This window comes from Streptomyces sp. NPDC008139 (assembly GCF_042957025.1).
GTDB lineage: Bacteria > Actinomycetota > Actinomycetes > Streptomycetales > Streptomycetaceae > Actinacidiphila.
This window is the reverse complement of record NZ_JBIBHM010000032.1, coordinates 1-20218: the sequence shown is the minus strand read 5'-3', so window position 1 is coordinate 20218 and position 20218 is coordinate 1. Positions and strand designations below refer to the sequence as shown.

Genomic DNA, 20218 nt, shown 5'->3' with positions numbered 1-20218 from the left:
CGCCTCGCTTCGCTCGGCGTGACTGGCGCGCTTCGCTTGCCAGTTGATGGGCGGTCATGAAGTGTGCGCGCCTGCGGCGCGACCGGGACGCTTCGCTTTCTCGGGACTTTTCGGCTCCGCCTCCAAGTCCTCGAAATGCGGCCCGCTTCGCGGGCCGCCAGCTGGCTGCAGTGGGGAAGTGTCCGTCCGGCGTGGCCGCTTCCTTTTGAGAAATCTTTGGGAATTCCGAGATCTCTCCCCTGCCCCTTCCGAGATCGGGGGCCGGCGGCCGATGGCGGGCCGCGGTGCGTCATCTCCCGCGGCCCGCCAGACGACAGTGACGGGGAGAAGCTATCCGGCGGCGCTGCTGTGGAGTGGCAGTCCCCTCATGTCCTGCTTCCTGATGTGTGCTGGAGCACCGTTCCTCGGAAATGGCGCCCGGCTGCTGGCTGCCACCGCCCGGGATGAGGCTGAGCGGATCCTAGGCGATGCCCGCAGGGAGGCCGAGCAGATTCGCGCGGATGTCCACCGCCAGGCGACGCCGCTGTCCGGCTCGACTCCCGTTTGCGCAGATCGCCCACAAGCCCTGGCACGTGCTGCTCATGGTCGATGCTCCGGCGTCGCTGGAGCCGGCCGGCCCTGAGTATGTGCGTCGGGCAGTGAGCACCGTCCGGCCGGCACGGAAGGCGCCTGCTGCAGAAGCGGAGGAAGCCGTGTCTCTGGTGATGTCCCGCTGGTCGTATCTGTGGGGCACTGGTGGAAGGGCGCCTGTCTCGGTTTCGGGGCGGGGCTTCGCCCTTGATCGTGGACACCAGGTGTCATGCGGCGAGGGTCAGCGTAGTTGATCGTTGTTCGTAGCTGATCGGGCTCTGCTGGCCGAGGGCGGAGTGTCGTCGCCGGGTGTTGTAGCGGGTGACCCAGCGGAAGACGTCCAGGCGGGCGGCGCGGGCACCGGGCCAGCGTTTGGCGCCCTTGAGGGCCTCCCGCTTCAGGCTTGCGTTGAACGACTCCGCGGCAGCGTTGTCCGCGCTCGTGCCCACGGCCCCCCCCGATCGGACCACGCCGAACTCGCCACACAGGGCTGCGAATTCCTTGGAGACGTATTGGGCCCCGTTGTCGCTGTGGAAGATCGCTCCGCGCAGGTCTCCGCCGCGGGTGCCGGCGGCGGCCCGCAGGGCGGCGGCTATCAGTCCGGTGCGCATGTGGTCGGAGATCGACCACCCCACCAGGCGCTTGGAGTGCAGGTCCAGCACCGTTGCCAGGTAGAGGAACCGGCCCCCGCCGACCGGGAGATAGGTGATGTCTCCCACGTACTTCTGGTTCGGCGCGGAGGCGGTAAAGTCACGTTGGAGCAGGTCCGGCACCGGGGCCGCGTCGGGTGCGGGCACGCTGGTGCGGACCTTCTTGCGCAGGTGCACCCCGACGATCCCGTGGCAGCGCATCAGCCGGGCCACCCGCTTGGAGTTCACCGGCCGGCCCTCCTCGCGTAGCTCGGCGGTGATCCTGGGACTGCCGTAGGTGCTGTCGGACTCCTGGTGGATCTCGGCGATGCGAGCCGACAACGCCTGGTCGGCGTGCTCGCGCTCGGCGCGGGCCGGGGCGGCCTCCCGCCAGCGGTAGAACCCGGAACGGGAGACGTGCAGGAGCCTGCACAGCCGCTTCACGCCGTAGGCGCTGTGGTGGTCGGCAACGAACGTGAAGCGGCTCACCAGTTCGTCTCGCCCGCAAAATACTTCGCTGCCCTGTGCAGGATCTCCCGCTCCAGTACGAGCTCCTTCACCCGAGCCTTGAGCTGCCTGTTTTCCTTCTCCAAGGCGCTCGACTCGGCGGCGCCGGACACGGCGGCCTGCTCGGCCTCACGCACCCACACGCGCAGCGTCTCGTGGTTCACCCCCAGGTCCCTGGCCACCGCGGCGTACGTGCGCCCAGGACTGGCCCGGTACAGCGCCACGGCATCGGCCCGGAACTCAGGCGAGTACTTCGACGTCCCCAACGGGAACTGTCCTATGGATCTTCACGATCCAATGATCAGGGTGTCCACGATCAAGGGCAAAGGCCCCCGGCACGGGGCGCTGGAGCGGGCCGTGCCCAGTTCTTGCGGCGGCAGCTGTGGGACTCCCATGCCACGGAGTGGTGTCGCAGGGATCGTTCGCCTGTGCCACGGAACTCAACGCAGTGGACATGGACATCGATGTGCTCTGCCGACTGCCCTCGCGGGCGGACAGGTCGTCGCTGTGGGAGCAGCGGGTCGTGGCGCTCTTTGACAATATCGGTGATTCCCCTGACGCCGTCGAGTTGTGGCTCCCGGGACAGGGCAGCGTGGGTCAGCGGCGGTCAGGTCTTGTCCGGCCCTGTTGGTTCCCACGGTGCCCCGTCCGTTGTGCCGCAAGGAGAGCGGCGCTTGCCGTAAGGCCGTCAGTGGGCGCGCCTCGTTCCTCGACTCGTAGGTGTCAGGGGCGACGGCGAAGGCGGCGCAGGTGTCGTCGTGCCGGTTTCTGTCGTGCGGGCGGGCTGCCTAGATCATCTCTGGTGTGGGCTCTGGCCGACTGTGTGCTGCAGCGTGTGGCGGAGGGAGGGTTTGTGCCGTCCGTAGTGAATGCGCGGATATTGGTGATGTGGTAGCAGGCAGTGCCCGCGGCGGATAGGTTCGGCCCCTTGGGTCGAAGGTGGGGCGCCTGGCCGGTTGTGGGGGACGTTGTCTGGACAGGAGAGCGGCTTCGAGCAGGGCGATCTGTTCGATGGTGGTGCCGCTAAGGTTCGTCGTGGTCCGTTGGATTTCGTGCGGCCGTTTGTTGCGCCGGTAGCGTCGATGGTGGGTGCGGTTTCGGATGATCCTTTGTCGTTGCTGCTGGCAGAGGCGATTCATGATGCGTTCGGTGATCTTGCCTCCGAACGCGGGCTGACCCGGTCTGAGATTGCGGCAGCGTGTGCTCCGGTGGCCTCGGGCGAGGCCTTTGATGCCCGGTTCCGGGTCTTTGCGGGGCTGGGGATGCTGGAGCGGGCCCGTGGCAAGGCGTACGAGGGGCGTTACGTCTTCAATCCGACCAGCGGTGCGGCCTTGTTGGTCTTCGAGCGGCTGGCGGAAGCTGGCGGTGTCGAGGAGATCATGACCTTGCTGGACCGGACACAGGTCGGTCTGGCGCAGGGCTTGTTGAGTGAGGACCAGCTGGCCGGCCGGCTGCGGCGGGTACGGCGGGATCTGTCCATCACCACCGCGCATCTGTTGCGGCTTGTGCGGTCCAAGCCGATCGAGGAGCTGGTGGGTGAGCGCCACCAGCATCAGTCCAAGGCCGTGTTGCTGGACCATGCCCGGCAGTTGGTCAAAGCCGTCAGCAGCAGTTTCCCGCGGCTGAGAGCGTCGGGGACACGGTTGATCGATGAGGCGCTGCGCTATTCGGCGGCCGTGGATGAGTTCTCCGACCGGCTGCTGCAACAGGTGCGTGCGCGGCGGGACTTCAGCATGCTGATGCCGGAGCAGTACCTGTCGGCGGCTTTGAGCGCACCGGTGGCGGCGCTCGGGCAGGTGTTTGCTGCCACGGTCTTCGATCCTGCTGGCGTGGAGATCACCGTGGCGCAGGTGCTGGTGGCCGCCGGGGAGCGGCGGCCACCAGCACCCCGTCGTCGGCCGCCGCGGCCGGCGCCGCTGCCGCCGCGTCCTGATCCGGTGGAAGCAGCGCGGGAGAAGGCGCTGTTGTTGCATCGGCGGCGTTCGGCGGCGTTGGAATCGCTGGCCAGGGGCAGGCAGGAGGCTGATTTGACAGGGACGCTGGGGGCGCTGCCGTGGCGTGCGGCGATTGCCACGGTGGTGGACCTGTTGCAGGCGTCCGCGGACCCGGCGGTGCCGTTCTTCGTGGAGACCGGCGAGGAGATCCATGTCGATCCGGTTGGGGCGGTCACTTATGCCAGTGCGCTGACCTTGTACCGGCTGCCGCAGGACGTATCGGGTGCTGGCGTGGGCGGCGGCTCTTCGGCGGTGCAGGAGGGGCCGGCATGAACGAGGACGCCTATCTGCTGGCCCGGGCTCGGGCCGTGCGGGTCGTGCCGCTGGCGTCGGCCGGTGCACTGGGTGAGCTGTCGGTGCTCCGGCGGGCTGCTGAAGATGTGCAGCGGCGCCTCGTCGAGGTGGAGGGGGCCGGTGGCCCTGGGGTCATGGTGCGCTGGGCGCTGGACGTGGAGCCGGTCAGTGGTGTGGTCGGCGATCCGCTGACGCACCGGGAGGCGGCGCCGTCGCAGTTGCTGACGCTGGGAGCTGCTGTGCGCCTGTGCTGGCCTGATCCGGAGCAGCCGCTGTATCCGGGGGGCGCGGTGGCCGAGGAGGACGTATTGGGCGCCTGTGCTCCGCCCGGGGATGGTCTGCTGCGCGAGGGCATGGCTCTGATCGGGCAGACATCGGCGTATCGCAGCGCGCTGCGGGTCCTGCGCGCGTGGGGCTACCTGGCTGCCGATGCCGGGGACGGCATGGTGCGGCTGGGGCCGGTGGTGGCGGCCTGGAATGAGCGAGATGTCGAGGAGTTGCGGCGCGGCTATGACTTGCTGCCCTGTCGGGTGGAGGAGGAGTAGACGTGGAAGTGCTGTATCTGGAGGCGCTGTCGGAGCAGCGCCGTGCAGAGGTGCGGGCGGCGGTGTGTGCGGTGGAGACCGCGCTGCGGCCGGTGCCGGCGGCGCGTTTCCGGGCGTTGGCGGAGGTGCCGCTGCGCAGGGTGGTGGAGGAAGTGCTGGCTGCTTCGGGCCGGGCGCTGCTCGGTGTGGGAGATGGGTTCGTGTCCGGCTATGACGACACGGTCAGGGCGCGGCTGGCCGATGAGGGTGTGGGTGTCCTGCCCGTTGAGGACCGCGCCGTACTGACGCTGGTGCTGCTGTTCAGCGTTGCCGTCCCGCGCGCCGGCGGCAGCGTCCTGCCGCATGCCTTGTGGACCCAGGGGGTGCCGGTGAGCCGGGAGCGGCTGAAGGAGTCCGCGGTGCCCGACGGGGTCGTGGACGCCGCGTTGAGCCGTCTTGCCGCCGCCGACCTGGTGCGGTCGACCGGCTCGCGGTCCACCGGCTCGGGGTTCGTGCTGGGCAGCCAGTTGCTGCGGCTGACGCCGGCAGCCCAGGCGGACCTGTTCGAGCAGCTGGTGCTGCTGGCCGAGCCGAGGGGGGTCATGGCCGAGTCGATCTGGCGGCGCCGGGCCCGCGCCGCCGCCCAGGAAAGGCAGGACCGATGAACGACACATGGCACCAGGACGGAGCCGACGATCTGGGCGAAGACGAAGAGGAGGCACTGCCCGATCTCGTCGAGCACCGCGGCATCGTCGGTGAGCGTCATCTGGTCGCGGTCCAGACGTTCGACATCGCCCGGCTGACCACTCACGCGGTGCCGGTGGTGCCCGAGACGTTCGTCGCCGTGTCCGGGATGGGCCCCCAGGACGACTCCAACGGCTCGGGCAAGACCTCGTTCCTCATCGCGGTCTCGCTACTGCTGGCCGATCCCCAGTGGCGGCTGGAGTCCAACCACGGACAGTACGCCGGCGGGATCTTGTTCAAGCCCGATGCGGCCGGGGTGGACCGGGCCCAGCAGATTCCGGCCGCTTCGCACGGTTACGTGGTCGGAGTCTTCTCACGCGACAGGCCCGGGACGGACGGCGCCATCACCGCGGACGGTCCTGGGGAGGGGGCGCTGACGGTGTGGGTGCGCATCGCCTCGGCCGCCCCGTACGTCCAGGCCAACTGGACCGAGGGCATCCACGTGGCCGATGCCCCCACCGATACCGAGCGTGCGGTGCAGGCGGACGCCCTGTGGCAGGAACTGGGCAGTGCGCGCCGGCTGTCCGCACGCCGCATGGCCGATGTCCTCTACGGCAACGCGCCGCGGTGCCTGACCTACCTCGACACGCCGTTGCGTCCGGCGGTGCCCTCGCTGCTGAGCCAGCAGATGACGGCGATGGAGCCGCACGACATCGGGGAGGCTCTGATCGCCCTGTCGGGGATGTCCCATCTGCTGGAACAGGAGGCTGCCCGCCGCGGCAAGGCCCTGGAACATGCCGGGCAGCTGGCCAAGGCGCGCGGAGAGCACGATGTGGCGCTGGCGGACGAGGAAACGGTACTGGAGGGCGTGCGGGCACGTGCCGCCGCGCGCACCGCACTGGAGGAAGGACACCGTACGTGGCGGCGATATGTGGCTGCCTGCTACCTGCAGGCAGTGCAGGCCGACGGGAAGCTGGCGGCGGACCTGGAGGGCAAAGAACAGCAGGTGGCTCAGGCTCAGGGGCTGGTTGCCGACGCCGAGGACAGGCTGCGGGAGCTGACAGCGGCCACCGGGCTGTCCTCGGCTGCGGCCGCCGCCCGCCAGGACTGGGAGAACGCCCAGCAGATCACTGAACAGGCCACCATCAAGCGGACGGCAGCGGCCACTCGGCGAGACATCGTCCACCAGAGTATGGCTCCCCTGCGGGCAAGCGCCGAGATGTGGCGGGGGACGCCGATTGCCGGTGCCCACAGTGCGCTGGAAGCTGCCCGGAACGCACTGTATGCGGCGCGGCAGTACAGGGCCGAGGCAGATCGTGCGCTGTCCCTGGCCCGGCAGTTGGAGGAGGCAGCCCGGCAGGGACGGAGTGGGGCCGCGGGGCAGGCGCTGGAGATCCTCAATGGCCACGGCATCAGCGCCGCCGGGCTGATGGACCAGCTGCAGTTGGAGGAGCCGACCCGCATGCAGTGGGAAGCACGCCTGTGGCCTTGGCGCGACGCTGTGGTGGTGCCGTGCGGGGAAGCCGAACGTGCGCGGGAGTTTCTGCGCGACCTGCCCGGTGCCCAGGTCATCGCCGACGACCCCGCCGACGGGAGAGCAAGTGCCGCGGGTGTCCTGCCTCAGGGAGTGCGCAGCAGCAGGGCGCTGGCCGGGTTCCTCAGTACGTTGCAGGAGCGCATGCCGGCTCTGGAAAACCCGCCGGCGGCCTACGATGCCGGGCTGGGCCTGGCGGTCGTCGGCGGCTTTAAGGCTCCGATCGCCGGACGGGACGCCCGCGTGGCCCAGGCCGTCGCGGACCGGTGCCGGAGCCAGGAGGGAGTGTCCACTGCAACGGAGGATCTGAGGAGAGCTGAGTCCGCGTTCGAGGGCGCCGAGATCGAGCACGGCGCGGCCGTGGCCGCGCGGGACCTGGCAGTCCTGGAAGAGCAGGCCTCCACCTTGAAGGACGACATCGATACGGCCGACCTCGATATCGTCGCAGCCCGGGCCGAGGAGAACAGGCTGCACGACGCGTCGGACCAGGCCCAGCGCGCCCTGGCGTCCCACGGCCAGGCGGTGACGACCGCCAAGCTCACCCGGGACGCGGCCACCAAGACATACAAGGAGCAGGTCAAGGAGCACACGGCGCTGGTCAAAGCCCGTGACGAGATCGCCTGCCCGCAGTGGCAGCAGCTGTGGGCCGCCTCCGAGGAGGAGGCGGCTGAACTCCTGGAGAGCTCCGGCCACGGCACACCACTGCCCCGGCCGGGACGGCTGCGGCGGAAAGCGGAGGACCATCTGCGGGAGGCGTACGCGCATTACGGCCTGCCAGCCGGCGCCGTGACCGGTGTCGACGAGGACCTGCTGGTGGCGCAGCGCCTGCGGGACGCTTTCGCGGAGGAGGAGGCGTCCGCGCTGCCGCGCACGATGTTCGGCGAGGTGGCCTCGCCCTTGCAGATCCGGCTGGACGGCCACGCTGACAAGGATGCTGTCGAAGCCGCCCGGATCGCCTCCGGCCGCTCGTTGCGCGAGCAGGCCCTCACCGGTCTCACCAAGACCGCAGAGCACAGTGCGCACAACCTCCAGGCGCTCCAGGACATGATTGAGCATCACATCGAGGCCCTATTCACGCAGATCAGCGATGCCTTCAATGCGTTGGACCTTCAGCGGCGCGGTGACGGCGCGCGCCTGGACTTCCGCAGCGTGCGGTCCGAGGGCGCCAGGCCCTGGCAGTGGCAGGTGACGCCCCGCTGGAAACGCTCCCCGCGCGGCGCCTTCGTGCACTACCGGGAGAACGCCAACGGCGCCCAGGTGAAGGTGCATGCCATACAACTGGTCCTGGCCGCGGTGCTCGCCGACGCCGAGACCAGGGGCCGGGTGCTGATCCTGGACGAACTCGGCAACAGCCTGGGCGAGGTCAACCGCAAGGACATGCTCGCCGCATTGCACACTGTGGCGCGCCGCCAGCACCTGACCATCCTGGGCACCTGCCAGGACAGCGTGCTGGCGGACGCCGCCGACGTCTGCGACGAACTGCTGTGGTTCGTCCACGCCTCCTCCTCCGACGCTTACAACCAGCCCACCCTCGCCTGGGGACATGACACCGACGGCCAGCGCGTGGAACTGACCGCCGACTGGATCACCGCAGGACGCTCCCATGCCTGACATGCCCCGGGCAGCCCACCGTGCCTCTCCCCCGCCCCGCCCTGCTGGTCGGTGAAGCCCACGGCCGGCGGGAAGTGCCGCTGCGCGGACTTCCCGCCGGGATCATCGCTGTCACCGTGCCCCGCACCCGAAAAGATGGCGACGAGGTCCTCACCCGCGTGCCCCTGGACCGCAAACGGCGTGTCAGCCCCGCCGTCGTCGACCTCGTCGCCTGCGACCCCGTCCCCGCCTACGACCCGCCGGCCGGCCTGGCGGACCGCGACCTGATCAAGGTCCTGACGACCCGGACCCGCAAGCGGTGGGCCACCATCGAGGCGGACTTCGGCCCCGAGCAGGCGTGGCGCACCACCGTGTCGCTGATCCGCTGCGGCGCCGTCGTCCTGCGCTGCAAGGTGGTCCAGACCACCGGGTTCGCCCCCGACTCCTGGCAGCTGACCCCGTCCTGGGCGTCCTTGCGGGAGGACAAGCTCGCCCAACTTCGGGGCCACCCCGACCCGCTGCAGTTGCACGCCGAACTGCTGCAGGCCATGACCGGCATCCCCCATCTGGCAAGCGAGCACGCGCTGCTGGCCGCCACCGCCCCGGCCCGCACCCTTCAAGTCCCCGCAGGCAGCGCCACCGGAACCGAGGACTGGCGGGTGTACGAGGTGGCCGTCAGGTCCGCCGCGGTGTGGTGGGCCGCCCAGTCCCACCCGCAGCCGATGACCGCCAAGGTCTTGGCGGGCAAGAGCATGCGCGACACCAAGTACACGTGGACGCCTGCGCGCCGACAGGCATTCGCCAACCTCGTCGGCCGTCCCTTCGACCAGGCGGTGGAGGAGACCGACACCGCGCTGCGCATGCGCGGGCCCCTGCGCTGGCGCGTCGCCGATGTCATCGCCGACGCCGCGGCGTGCCGCCCCTGGCTGGGACTGCCCGCAGGCGGCCTTCGCAGCCTCGGGATGATCGACTGCTCGGCGGTCGGGGTGTTCCTGATCGAGAACGAGGACGCCTTCGCGCAGGTGTGCAAGCTCCCCGGCATCCCGGAACGGTGGCTGTGCGTATGGGGGCGCCGGCTACGCCACGCACGGCCTGACCGCGTTCCTTAAGGCCATGGCACCGTTGCCGGTGGCCGCCTGGCAGGATCTGGACGCCCACGGCATCCAGATCATCGCCAACCTCACCGAGCGCATCGGCCGGCCCGTCACCCCCGTCGGCATGGATGTCGACCTGTACCGGCAGGGAACGAAGTACCGCCAGAAACCCGACAAGCAGGCAGGCAACCTCAAGCTCGCCCAGCGGCTCGCCGCCAGCGGCCCGCCGGCGCTGCGCGCGCTGGCTGCTGAGATCGTCACGAACGGCGGCGACGGCTGCGAACACGAAACCCTCTACCACGAGGTCCTGCCCACCTTGGAGCACACCCTGGAGCGTGTCGTCGACGGTGCCGCCGCCGTCGTCCCGCCGTCCGGCACCGGCACCGGCACCGGCGACAACACATGATCAACACCTCTTCTCCCTGCATAGATGTGACCCTTGAGCTCGATCGACTGGGGCGACGCCCCGACCTGGATCGGCACCGTATTCGGCGCGGCCGCTGCCGCGTTCGCCCTCGCCACCCTGCTCAGCCAGCGCGGGCAGATCCAGGACCAGCAGGCCTTCATCGGCGAGCAGTTGGTGAACCTGCGCGCGGAACGAGAGGCTCTGGCGGCCGCGGCTGGAGAGCGGCGCTCCGCGCAGGCTGGTGATCGGTCCGGAAGGGCCCGAGGACCCGGACGGCTGCTTCTTCCAGGTCGTCGTCACCAACAACAGCGACCGTGCCATCACCGGCGTTGATGCCGACTTCGGTGACCTCACCGCGCCCCAGTCCCCGGCCACCCGCGTGACGGACCGCCGCATCGTCGACGTGCCGGCCGGCATAGGCCAGTGCCACGCCTACGTGTTCGCATCCGAGTCCTCTTACCTGGACCGGTTGGAAGACGTCGCAGTGACCGCGGTCTTCACGGACGACTCCGCGTGACGCGGCGGCTGACCGAGGACAACTTCCTGGAAGGAGGCATGAAACATCCGCACACCCTCGGCAGGGCCGCGCCGCTGTCACAGGCAGCGCCTACGGTGGCCACAGCGCGGCCTGCCGAGAAGACCGCCCCCGTTGGAGAGGCAGCACCTGCGCGTGGCAATCACAGGTGAGAACAGGCTGTCGACGGTCAAGCCCGACCTGGCAAAGAGTTTGGACGTCGAACTGTCTGGCGTCACGGCAGACGAGCTCACAGTGGCTTCCAGCCGGAAAGTCTGGTGGCGGTGTCTGGACTTCCCCGACACGCACAAACCGTGGCCGGCAGTCGTCGGCAACCGGACCGGAGGATTCCGCAAGCGGTACGGCACCGGCTGCCCGGACTGCCGCCTGGTCAAGACCTCCGCGCAGGAGCTGCGTCTGAAGGCAGAGCTCAGCACCGTCCTGCCTATCGACCCTGACCGGGGAACCATCCGCACGACCCGGACCGAGCACGTCGACATGATCGTCGAAGCCGACGGAGTGCGGCTCGTCCTCGAGTTCGACGGCTCCTATTACCACGCCGACGACAAGTCCCGGGCAACCGACGCTGCGAAATCCGAGCGGTTACGCGCCGCCGGATGGACCGTGGTGCGCATCCGCGAGGCCCCCCTGGCCGCCCTCGATCCGGTGTACGACGTCGTCGTGGGTTTCGTCGCCGAACCGGAGGACGCGGCCGCCGACGTCCTGGACCACCTGACCCGACTCGGCCTTGTCGAGGCAGCCGCAGCCGCAGCCGGACGGTACCGGGCGCTGGGGGCTCCCCAGGCCAGCGAGACGGCCCGCGCCTGGATTGTGGATCGCATCGGCGCCCAGGCACTGAGGATCGAGTACACGGCCCACAATGACGCCTGGGACTCGATGTTCGAAGCTCTAACGGCCTACGCGGCACAAGCTGGCGACACCTACCCCGGCGATGACGTGACCGTCGAGGGGCGGAGTCTGGCTCGCTGGTGCCGCAAGCAACGCGGCCTGCAGCGCCAACGGCGGCTGCGCCCCGATCGAGCCGAGCGGCTTGCCAGCATTGCCGCCTGGTCCAGCCAGACCGCACACGAGGCCGGTTTCTGGTCCCGGCACCGCGCCTACCTCCAGCGCGCCCAGGCAACGGATCCTTACGAACGCGACAAGTCCATGCCCAGCCGCGAGGCAACCGTGTGGGCGAACAACCTCCGCGGCCGCCGGGAAGACCTGCTCGCGCAAGGCCGCGACTTGCCCGAAGACCAGCTCACCGCGATGGCCGCAATACCCGGCTGGTCCTGGACCCCCTACGACGACAGTCACGCGGCGAAGATTCAGGTGCTGCTGCAGTTCATCGCCGCCAGCGGCCGGCTGGTGGCCTCCATCAAGCAACTTGAGCAGTGGGAAGGTCATCCCATCGGGGTCTGGCTGAACAGTTGGCGCACCCGCCGCGAGAAGCTGTCGGCTGCCCAGCAGAGAGAGCTGGAAGCCCTGGCGGGCTGGTCGTGGAATCCTCGCAGCGATCAGTGGGGATCGACGCTGCAGCAGCTCACTGACTTCGGCATGGCCCACGGTCACATCCGGCCCAGCCTGACCCTTAGCAACCAGGAGGACAAGGCACTCGGAGTGTGGAAGCGCAACCAGAAAAGCCGTCTCCAGGGGCTAGACACCCCCCGGGCCGCTGCCCTGCGCGAGTTGCTCGCCCAGTACGACGAGAAGCTGCCCTGATCCCTGCAGTGCCGTACGGCCCTGCGCACCGGCCCGGACCCTAGTCGGCAGTCAGTCCGGCACGGCCGCCGGCCGCGTCGTGTCGTCGGTCCAGTCACCGTCGAACAATGAAGCCACCAATGCCGCCTGCTCGGCGGGAAGTTGGCCGGTGCGCTGCCGGGTGCGGGTTTTGGCGAGCCACGGCCCGATCTTGACGGTCTCACCGTCGACGGTGATCTCCTCGCGTGCGGTGGGAGCGCGCCGCTCGCGGTGGAGGAAAAGCTCGAGGATCTGCACGGTCTGGGCGAAGGTGCGGCGCACTGGCCGGGCGCGCCCGGCCAGGCCGTGGCCTTCGGGCGTCAGTCCGATGGCGGCAAGCAGACGCTGCTGGCCGGGGTCCAGGGTGCCCCAGGTCGTGAACTGGCGACGAAGCCAGGTGCCGATCTTGACCGGACCCAGGTGTGTCTCGGCAGTCAGGGAGGCGGGATCGTTACCGGCGGCCAGATGGGCTCGCAGCAGATGGTATTTGCGGTGCCAGTCCGGCCCGTACGGGAGCTGCCAGTCGGGATCGACGGCGCTGAGGTCGGCAGCACGGTCAGCGTCCAGCTCGCCGCGGCCGGCCAGGGAACGCTGCTCGGCGAGGAACGCCCCTCCGGGGGCGGCGGCGGGGATCGCAAGGTGCCCGTGGCGGTAGTGGTAGTCGGCGACGAGGGTGAGGTTGCCGCGCCACGCTGCCTGGTGCTTGTCCCAGATCATGCCGAGGGCGTCGAGTTCAGCGAGCCAGTCGGCTTCGAGGCGGCCGGCTTTCGCGGCGTCGCGCATGCCGGTGATGAACGATCCGAGGTTGTATCCGGCGGGATCGGTGTAGTCGGTGGGGACGTCGAGGTGACCGTGTTGGTCGTACCAGGCTTGTGCGGCTGCGAGTCCTTCACGGCGGGGACGCGAGGTGGTCTCGCGGGGATCGAAGCTAGCTAGGTCCATGGCGCGGGCGATACGTTCCGGGTGGACGGTGAAGTCGAAGTGCCAGCGGTGCTGGATCAGGCTACTGGTCTCCTTCGGCAGGCGGTTGGCCTTGTCCGGGAGGCGTTCGGCGATGCGGTGGTCGTGGCTGGCCAGAGCGGTGCTGATGGCCCACACCGGCTCGTAGGCGGTACCCAGGATGTTGGTGGGGTCGGCGCCGGGAGGCACGTAGACGGGGATGATCAGGCTCGCGGTCTTCCCACTCACGTCAACGCGCAGCGCGCGGCCGAGGGCCTGCACGCAGCGGCGGACGCTGCGGGTGGGGTCGGCGAAGACGACGGCGTCGACCGAGGGGATGTCGATGCCTTCGGCGATCAGCTTGGCATTCGCCAGGATCGCGCATGGGGAGTCGGCGAAGCCGGTGAAGATGTCGGCGCGCTGCTGCGGGGTGTGGTCCCCGTGGACGAAGAACAACCGCGGGTCCACGTCCGGGGACAGCTCCGGCGCGGTGCGGCGCAGGTGGCGCAGGGTGTAGCCGAGCTCGCGGGCGAAGCGTTTGGCGTCCTCCACAAGGTTGAAGTACACCAGCACTCGGCGCAGTTCGTGCTCCGCCATGGCCTTGAGGACGGCTAGGTGCAGGGCGGTGGTCCGCAGCGCGTCGTCGGCTTCCGGCTCTGCTGCGCCGGCACCAGCAATGTCCGAGCTGGTAATGCCGGGGGTGGGCAGGTTCAGGCGGGCGCGGAGTTCAGCGTCAGTGAGTGTCGGAATCACGATCCGGTAGTCCGCGGCGCGGCCGTCGGCGATGGCCTGCGCCAGCGGGTACTCGAAGACCTTCTTCCCGTAGACGGCCTCGTTGTCCATGCTGTTCGCCGACGCGTCGAGGCTCTCTTCGGCGGACGGTCGGCGGCGGGGCCGGGTGGTGTCCGCGGACTCGGCCAGATCCGGGGCGGCGAAGAACCGCGGGGTGGCCGTCATGTACAGGCGGCGATCAGCCTTGATACGGGTGGCGTCGTTGATCACCGCCCATTTCTTGTCCGCCCGCCCCGCGATCCGGTGCGCCTCGTCCATGATCGCCAGATCGAACGGCGGCACGTCGAAGCGGGAATGCTTGGTGTTCTCGATCTTGTCCAGCGAGTCGTAGGTGCAGATCACTGTCAACGCCGGAATCTGGTCTCTCCCCTCCCCCACCACCGCCATAAGCCCGGCCAGCGTCCGGAAGTTTCCTGTCGATCCCACGGCCGCAGCAGCCAATGCGTCATGGCCGGAGGCATCCATGGAAGACACGATCAGCATGTGCTCGCGGTGCCCATCCCCCCGCCACGCCAACGCGGTCTGCGCAGCTAGGTCCAGGGTGGGGACAACGAACAGCAAGAGCTTGGCGTCCAAGGCGTCCGCGATCCGGATTGACATCAGGGTCTTGCCCGTACCTGTCGCCGACACCAGCAGTGCCCGGCTTCCCGGCCTCCGCAGATGACGCGCGGCCTTTTGCACACCCTCGGTCTGGCGGGGGAAGAGCACGGGCTTGTACCGGGTGCGGGCGCCAACGTGGAGCTTCAGTGCGTGCAGGTCCCGGCCCGTGGATGGGGGCTCAGGCGCTCGGGCGGCGGGCAATTGCATGTGCTCTCCGGGCGATGCGCGGCGGGCCAGTGGTTGTGAGGTCTGATCTGATTCTGTCAGTTCTCCATGTCGGTACCGGCCGTCATTGCCTGCATGACCGGGGTTTTATCTGCAGGGGCGTCGGTGCGGTCAGGGGCTCGGGGATGCGGACGTTGCAGGCTGGGCAGGCAGGGCGGGTGCCGGGGCGGTCTGCAGGGCGAGCTTGCGGTAGCCGGTGGCGGTGATGGTGTGCCATGACAGATAGAAGCCGACGGCGATCGCGCTTCCAAGGAGGGTTGTCGTGACGAGGAGTGCAGGGCGGTTCTGAACGGGGTACCGGGCGAGCGCAACGTCGGTGGCCAGGGTCAGCAGAACACTGTCGAGAATCCAGCCGCGGCAGATCCTCAGCCGTGAGCGCGCATAGTCGGCCCGGGCAGCCAGAGCAGGGACCTCGGCAAGGTTCAAACGTGCCTGAGCATAGGCACCGGATGTAGTGAAGGATTGCCGGCGCAGTTTCCGGCGGAGCGGGGCAAGGATCAGGTCGGCGGCACGATCGATGAGAATGCCCAGAGCGTAGGCGAAGGCGAGTGCTGCGCCGGCAGCGAGAGGGGTACCAAGCAGCGGCACCAACCGGTGGCCGGCGTGGGGACCCGCAATGGCTGTGGCAAGGATTCCCAGGCCGGTGAGGAATCCGATTCCCACGACGAGTACCTCGACGAACATGGCGGTGGCGGCAACGGCACCAGAGGGTTCAGGCTGCGGTGGCTGGGTCACAGGTGGACGCTCCAGATCTCCGTCATGTCGTTGAGCAGGGTCGGGGACAACTGATCGTCCCAAACGCCGCGTAGTAACATTTTTGCGTTGCTGAGGCGCTCGAATATGATCAGGCTCTCCGGCTGGCTTGCGAGCACGTAGCGGCCGTGTGTCAGGAAATGCTGGCTAGCGGGACCGTAGTCGCAGTAGGCCTGCAGAAGGTGCTGGCGGTGCCTCTCCGCGAACTGGGCCAGCTTGTCGTAATAATTGTCCTCGTGCTCGACGGCGGCAATGAGAACGTCGATGACGTCTTCGGACAGATCACGCCGGTACTCGTGGTCTGTGAAGGTGCGGTAGAGGAACTCGGTCTCGGCAAGGAGCCGATTGCTGCGCGTGAAGTCGGGGTGCTCTGACAAGGCGGCTACCCCCCGTTCGACCTCGAGGTCGTACAGTTCCACCAGGGCAATCAAACGGTACAACTGCCTACTGACATCCCGGGGTACCTCGGTGGCGCCTGCCTTGTACAGCAGCCGGTGGGACATCCGGGCCCAGACATCGGTTGCCTCGGTCCGGATTTGGATCTCGCACGCGTAGGGTTCGCCGTCGCTGCTGACCTGGTCGCCGCACGCCATGACCTGGACATGGAGACGGGGATACTGAAGGCTGAATTTGCCGTCTATGTCCTCTTGATCACGGTAGTCTTCGGGATCGCCGACCAGCGTCAGGTTGTCTTTGACAACATCGAGGGCTTGGTTGAGAAGCCCCTTGTGCTGGACCACGATGCGGACCCCCGCCTTGTCCGTGATCTGCGCCCAGGGGTCCGCGTAGTCCTTGTGGTAAGCCTTCGTGATGAAGCTGCCGAGGCTTTTGGCACGAGAGGTCACCTCGCAGGTGATGCGGGAGCGCGCGGTCTTGCGTCGCAAGAAGGCCGCGGTGAGCTCGGCGGCCTTCTCGATGCGGGGCCGCTCAACCTCGTAGCGCTGGAAGGCGTCGTTGACGACGCTCACTGCGCTGGATCCGCTTCCGATGCATCATCGTCGGAGGGCTGGGCGGTTTCCTGCTTGCGGCGACTGGCGTGACTTCGCGTGGAGTTGATCTTTCCCCGGACTGTGACAGTGGAGGTGCCGTCAGGGTGGTCGACGACGTCGACCGCTTCGCGAACCGCCTTCACGGGCGCGACGATGAAGATGCCGTTCTCGAAGCCCAGCCGCAGCTCGCTGAGGCGGGTCGCTATGCGTGTGACGTCCTTGTCGAACACGGTAGTCGGGACGCTGTGGCTTCCCAGGTACTCCAGAAAGCCGTCCTGGTCGTGGAGGTCCAGGTGGTGCGCGGCGAAGGCGGTCGGGTCGAGCGTGCGGCCGTTGCTGCGCAGTTCGACCATGAGAGCCATCAGGTAGCGGACGCTCCTCTCGGAGTCGCTGACGTGGTTGTCGACCCAGTCGATGGCCGCGTCATGGAAGCCCTGCGTGAGGAGCTGGGGGTCCTGCTTCTGCCGACAACCCAGGAATGCCTGGAGCCAGAACCGCGCCATGTTGCCGGACAGCTGCTTGTCGGCAGCCCACCCCTCCAGGAGGTCCATGTCGGCGATCCCGTCAACCGAGAACAGGGCCGCTTTGTAGACCTTGTTGTGTTCGGTCATCAGGAGGTCCGCGAAGTAGCGCATGTCGAAGGTGCGCAGCCCGTTGACAACGACGTCCTGTGCCCGCAGGCCGCCTTCCTGCTCCAGCTTGACGATCAGCAGTGCCCGCCGACCGGCAAGGCGTGCGGCGGCCACAAGGAGCAGCCCCGCAGGGCTGCTCCCTTTCTGGCTATCCCAGAGCAGGTGAGCGATGTCGGCGGAGACGTCCACCAGATCACGCTGCTGGGTCAGGTACGCATGCACACAGTCGGGGAGCGCCGACTTGACCTCTGCTTCCTCCACGATCTCGCGCCCGTATGACGTGAGGACCTTGCGGAAGCTGGCCTGGATCTTGGTGCGGACGTCGTCAGTCAACTGACAGACGGTTTCGCTGAACTGAAGATCAGGCTGTACCGGATCCGACCGCCTTCGCTGCGGAACCAGATGAAAAATAGTCTCATCGACGACGAGCTGTGCGAACTGGCCCGGCATAACCCCACCCTGCGCGTCCTTGAGCAGCCTCGCTGGTCGAGCATCAACCGCCGCAGCATCCGGGACCGGCGGCCCGCACATCGTGGCGTGAACGCCGCCCTCCCGCAACAGCTGACTACGTATCAGAAAATCGCTGCGCATATCGTAACGGTCCGTGCACATCGGAGAGATGTGTTATCGAGCAAGTATGCCAACATGCCCATTGATTGGCTGAAAATAGTCAAACCTTGGGTGAAACCAGTACGTTGGGCGCCGCAACGGGCATCTCACCACTCCCGGCAGCATCATGCGCAGGCCACAGCTCGCACTCTCCGTCATCGCACCTGTGCAGGCCAAGGGCGGCCACATCTCGTCAGCGAAGGCGAGGTCAGCGTAGCCACCGGTAGGCAGGGCGGCATCGAGCGCGACCACTCGACAGTCGCCTGCCGCGTCCAGGTCGGACGGGCGGCCGGTCGCAGCGGCGCGGTGACCGCCCTCTCCCGGCCGCTCAGGGCCGCGACGGTGATGTGGCCCCCAGCCGTCCTCCTCGCCGCGGCCGTCGTACTGCCCTGGATACCGGCGCCGGCGCAAGCACCGGCCGTGGCGGACGGAGTGCGGACCGCCGTCACCATCACGGCCGTGCTCGGTCTTGTTCTTCGGCGCGAGCCCTATGTGATGGCGTCGGTCCACGATGCCCTCAGCAAGAGGCCCTGACCGTCGGCTCCAAGAAGTAGTGCCCGACGGCGACGAGCCGTATCGGCGTCCCCTCCGCCCAATCCCGGATTAAACAACGGCACGAACACACCTCTGAGCTGAGCCGTAGCTGCCTGCGCGTGCATGCCCGGGCGGCAGTCAGCTCAGCCCGAAGATCATTTACAGTGCAGCAGCCCGGGGCGATGGGCACCGTCCAGCGCCACTCATGCAGCAAAGGCGGTGTTCGCACCGAAGACTTCCCCGAAGGGATGAGCCTGGCGCGTGCCGACCAGGACCCAGGCCCCACTGGGGTGATGACGGGCGTGCGTGCTGTAGTGGTGGACTTCAGAGGGGGTCAGGACGTTCAAGTCGCCGAACACGTAGTACAGCGGCGTTGGGGCGTGGGTGGCGGTGAAGAGCAGACCGGCTCTCAGCGTAGCGGTGCTGATCGCGTAGCGATCTGACTGGGTGCTCGGCATGCGGTCCTTGGCGTCGATGGTGACCAGCTCACTGCCGCGGGCGGCGATCAGGTCGGGGAAGTACCGCAACGCAGAGTCAGTGCGCGCCAGAGCCTCCCTGATCGCAGGCGGGAAGGTGCCCTGCCCGCAGCGCTGGACCGTCCACCCGCGTTGCTGCAGTTCTGCAGCTACGCGTTGTTCGTGTATCTCGCCGACCTTCTTGCGGTCCTGCCACTGCGTCACCGGCGTCTGCCCCTCTCAGAGCTCCCGCGTGCGTGATACGAACAACTCCCTTTTCGTGCTACTCCCTCACAGCTATGATGCCCCACATGACGGCATACGTTGACCCACGTTTTCGTCCCACGCTCTGGCCGGGAACCCCCGTTCCCGCACCAGGGTTGGAGCCCATGCCCGGGGTACGGGCCGAAGGCGAGTGGATCGTCTGGGAGCCGCACATGCGAGGCGCCCAAGGGACCAATCCGCTGCCGGAGGACTTCTACTTGCGTGAGTTCATGGAACTTGATCCTGCCGATCTCGATGGCGTGGCCGCTTTGATGCGCACCTACGGGCACCTGGGTGGGAGCATCGCCACCGGCAGCTGGGGGCCCGACGAATACGATCGTCTCAAGGAGCTCAGGGATCGCCAGCACCCGCAGCACGGGCCGTTCTGCCTGCACGGCGAACTGGCCACGCTCTACGTCACGCAGGCCCAGTCGGCCATCACCACCTGGCTGGCCCTGCGGCGCAAAGGCGGGCTCGACGCGCTCATCAAGCCCGACGTCAGCGAAGAGCAACTGGCCTTCTGGCAGTCTCAGAACACGCATCGGAGCGAGGTGTGGCCACGCGACCTGGGCCACCTGCGCGAGCTCGCCCTGGAGATAAGGATCAGCGACCTGGTGGGCGAGTTGAACGCCGCACTGGAGCCGTTCAGTATCGGCATCGGTAGCCTGAACGAGCGCTACCCCACCATCCTCTCGGTCGCCTTCCTGCAGCTGTACAATCACCTTGCGGAAGAGGCCACCATCCGTGAGTGCGCAAACGAGACCTGCCGCCGGCCCTTCGTACGCCAACGCGGACGCGCCGAGTACGGACAAAACCGCACCAGCGGCATCAAGTACTGCACCCGCGAATGCGCCCGCGCCCAAGCCCAACGTGCCCTGCGCCGGCGACGCAAGAACGAATCAGCCTCACCGGAAAACTGAGGCGAGCAGCACGGCGCTGAACGACCTTCCGCCAGGTCCGCCAGACGCGAGCCGGCATCGCCGAACAACCTGGCGGGCGTCCCCGAGCTGATCATTTGCGTCTGCTGGTGGTGCGGTCGATGAACCGGGCCCGCCCCTCCCCCACTTGGCCTTTCAAGCGGGCTCAGCTGCGGCAGTCCACAGGCAGCACAGTTCCAGGTGCGCGAGGCTCTCCAGGTAGTAGCGCTCTGCGAGGACTGCCCCTGGTGGATGAACCAGGCGTGCGCTCATCCACTCCATCAGCATCGAGGCCATCGCCTGCGCCAGCCAGGGCTCCGTATCGGGGGCCTGCGGGTCTGCCGCACGATCGGGTGACATCTGAACTGGCTTGCCCTGTATGGCAGGTGGGAAGGATGTCGCTGTGCCCAAGCCCTATCCGGAAGAGTT

General features: G+C 68.1%; 17 protein-coding genes. 10 read left to right on the top strand and 7 right to left on the bottom strand.

The genetic code is table 11. The annotated features are described in order from the left end of the window. Positions 1-460: 460 nt before the first annotated feature. Complete coding sequence (locus tag ACFZBB_RS34545; RefSeq protein WP_391131149.1) at positions 461-583, bottom strand: hypothetical protein; 123 nt, start codon at positions 581-583, stop codon at positions 461-463. Positions 584-797: 214 nt separating this feature from the next. Next, positions 798-1972, bottom strand: a protein-coding gene (locus ACFZBB_RS34540) for an IS3 family transposase (protein WP_391131146.1) whose coding sequence is annotated in 2 segments (ribosomal slippage) — positions 798-1705 and positions 1705-1972 — 1176 coding nt in all. Because the reading frame shifts where the segments join, the coding sequence is not laid out codon by codon here. A 702-nt stretch (positions 1973-2674) separates the two neighbouring features. Here ACFZBB_RS34540 and ACFZBB_RS34535 point away from each other — a divergent pair. The 8 genes from ACFZBB_RS34535 to ACFZBB_RS34500 all read left to right on the top strand — a co-directional run bounded on the left by ACFZBB_RS34535 (position 2675) and on the right by ACFZBB_RS34500 (position 12062). Next, positions 2675-3973 (top strand): hypothetical protein, encoded by a 1299-nt coding sequence (locus ACFZBB_RS34535; protein ID WP_391131143.1) that lies wholly within the window; start codon positions 2675-2677, stop codon positions 3971-3973. Further along, entirely contained in the window at positions 3970-4539 is a 570-nt protein-coding gene (locus ACFZBB_RS34530) for a hypothetical protein (RefSeq protein ID WP_391131140.1), read from the top strand. The genes ACFZBB_RS34535 and ACFZBB_RS34530 overlap by 4 nt, the downstream gene beginning before the upstream one ends. A gap of 2 nt (positions 4540-4541) precedes the next feature. Further along, positions 4542-5183: a hypothetical protein gene (locus ACFZBB_RS34525; RefSeq protein WP_391131138.1), complete on the top strand. Its 642-nt coding sequence runs from the start codon at positions 4542-4544 to the stop codon at positions 5181-5183. Next, complete coding sequence (locus ACFZBB_RS34520) at positions 5180-8347, top strand: hypothetical protein (RefSeq protein WP_391131135.1); 3168 nt, start codon at positions 5180-5182, stop codon at positions 8345-8347. The genes ACFZBB_RS34525 and ACFZBB_RS34520 overlap by 4 nt, the downstream gene beginning before the upstream one ends. A gap of 20 nt (positions 8348-8367) precedes the next feature. Further along, positions 8368-9435 (top strand): hypothetical protein, encoded by a 1068-nt coding sequence (locus ACFZBB_RS34515; RefSeq protein WP_391131133.1) that lies wholly within the window; start codon positions 8368-8370, stop codon positions 9433-9435. 4 nt (positions 9436-9439) lie between these two features. Further along, positions 9440-9826 carry a Wadjet anti-phage system protein JetD domain-containing protein gene (locus ACFZBB_RS34510; protein ID WP_391131131.1) on the top strand — a complete coding sequence of 129 codons (387 nt, stop codon included), beginning with the start codon at positions 9440-9442 and terminating at the stop codon, positions 9824-9826. 241 nt (positions 9827-10067) lie between these two features. Next, complete coding sequence (locus ACFZBB_RS34505) at positions 10068-10343, top strand: hypothetical protein (RefSeq protein WP_391131128.1); 276 nt, start codon at positions 10068-10070, stop codon at positions 10341-10343. A 153-nt stretch (positions 10344-10496) separates the two neighbouring features. Next, a complete protein-coding gene (locus tag ACFZBB_RS34500; protein WP_391131126.1) occupies positions 10497-12062 on the top strand; it encodes a Helicase associated domain protein in 1566 nt (521 codons plus the stop codon). A 51-nt stretch (positions 12063-12113) separates the two neighbouring features. On the opposite strand, the gene ACFZBB_RS34495 is transcribed toward ACFZBB_RS34500, so the two are convergent. The 4 genes from ACFZBB_RS34495 to ACFZBB_RS34480 all read right to left on the bottom strand — a co-directional run bounded on the left by ACFZBB_RS34495 (position 12114) and on the right by ACFZBB_RS34480 (position 17601). Beyond that, on the bottom strand, positions 12114-14618 hold the full coding sequence (locus ACFZBB_RS34495) for a Helicase associated domain protein (RefSeq protein WP_391131124.1): 2505 nt from the start codon (positions 14616-14618) through the stop codon (positions 12114-12116). Positions 14619-14747: 129 nt separating this feature from the next. Then, complete coding sequence (locus ACFZBB_RS34490) at positions 14748-15371, bottom strand: hypothetical protein (RefSeq protein ID WP_391131122.1); 624 nt, start codon at positions 15369-15371, stop codon at positions 14748-14750. Beyond that, positions 15368-16357: a hypothetical protein gene (locus tag ACFZBB_RS34485; protein ID WP_391131119.1), complete on the bottom strand. Its 990-nt coding sequence runs from the start codon at positions 16355-16357 to the stop codon at positions 15368-15370. Before ACFZBB_RS34485 ends, ACFZBB_RS34490 begins: the two co-directional genes overlap by 4 nt. Then, positions 16354-17601 carry a nucleoid-associated protein gene (locus ACFZBB_RS34480; protein WP_391131117.1) on the bottom strand — a complete coding sequence of 416 codons (1248 nt, stop codon included), beginning with the start codon at positions 17599-17601 and terminating at the stop codon, positions 16354-16356. The genes ACFZBB_RS34485 and ACFZBB_RS34480 overlap by 4 nt, the downstream gene beginning before the upstream one ends. A gap of 324 nt (positions 17602-17925) precedes the next feature. Here ACFZBB_RS34480 and ACFZBB_RS34475 point away from each other — a divergent pair, with 324 nt between their 5' ends. Beyond that, a complete protein-coding gene (locus ACFZBB_RS34475; RefSeq protein ID WP_391131114.1) occupies positions 17926-18153 on the top strand; it encodes a hypothetical protein in 228 nt (75 codons plus the stop codon). A 203-nt stretch (positions 18154-18356) separates the two neighbouring features. Here the strand turns inward: ACFZBB_RS34475 and ACFZBB_RS34470 are convergent, their stop codons facing one another. After that, positions 18357-18833: a hypothetical protein gene (locus ACFZBB_RS34470; RefSeq protein WP_391131111.1), complete on the bottom strand. Its 477-nt coding sequence runs from the start codon at positions 18831-18833 to the stop codon at positions 18357-18359. A 164-nt stretch (positions 18834-18997) separates the two neighbouring features. Here ACFZBB_RS34470 and ACFZBB_RS34465 point away from each other — a divergent pair, with 164 nt between their 5' ends. Beyond that, positions 18998-19792 carry a hypothetical protein gene (locus tag ACFZBB_RS34465; RefSeq protein WP_391131108.1) on the top strand — a complete coding sequence of 265 codons (795 nt, stop codon included), beginning with the start codon at positions 18998-19000 and terminating at the stop codon, positions 19790-19792. The last annotated feature ends 426 nt before the right edge of the window (positions 19793-20218 follow it).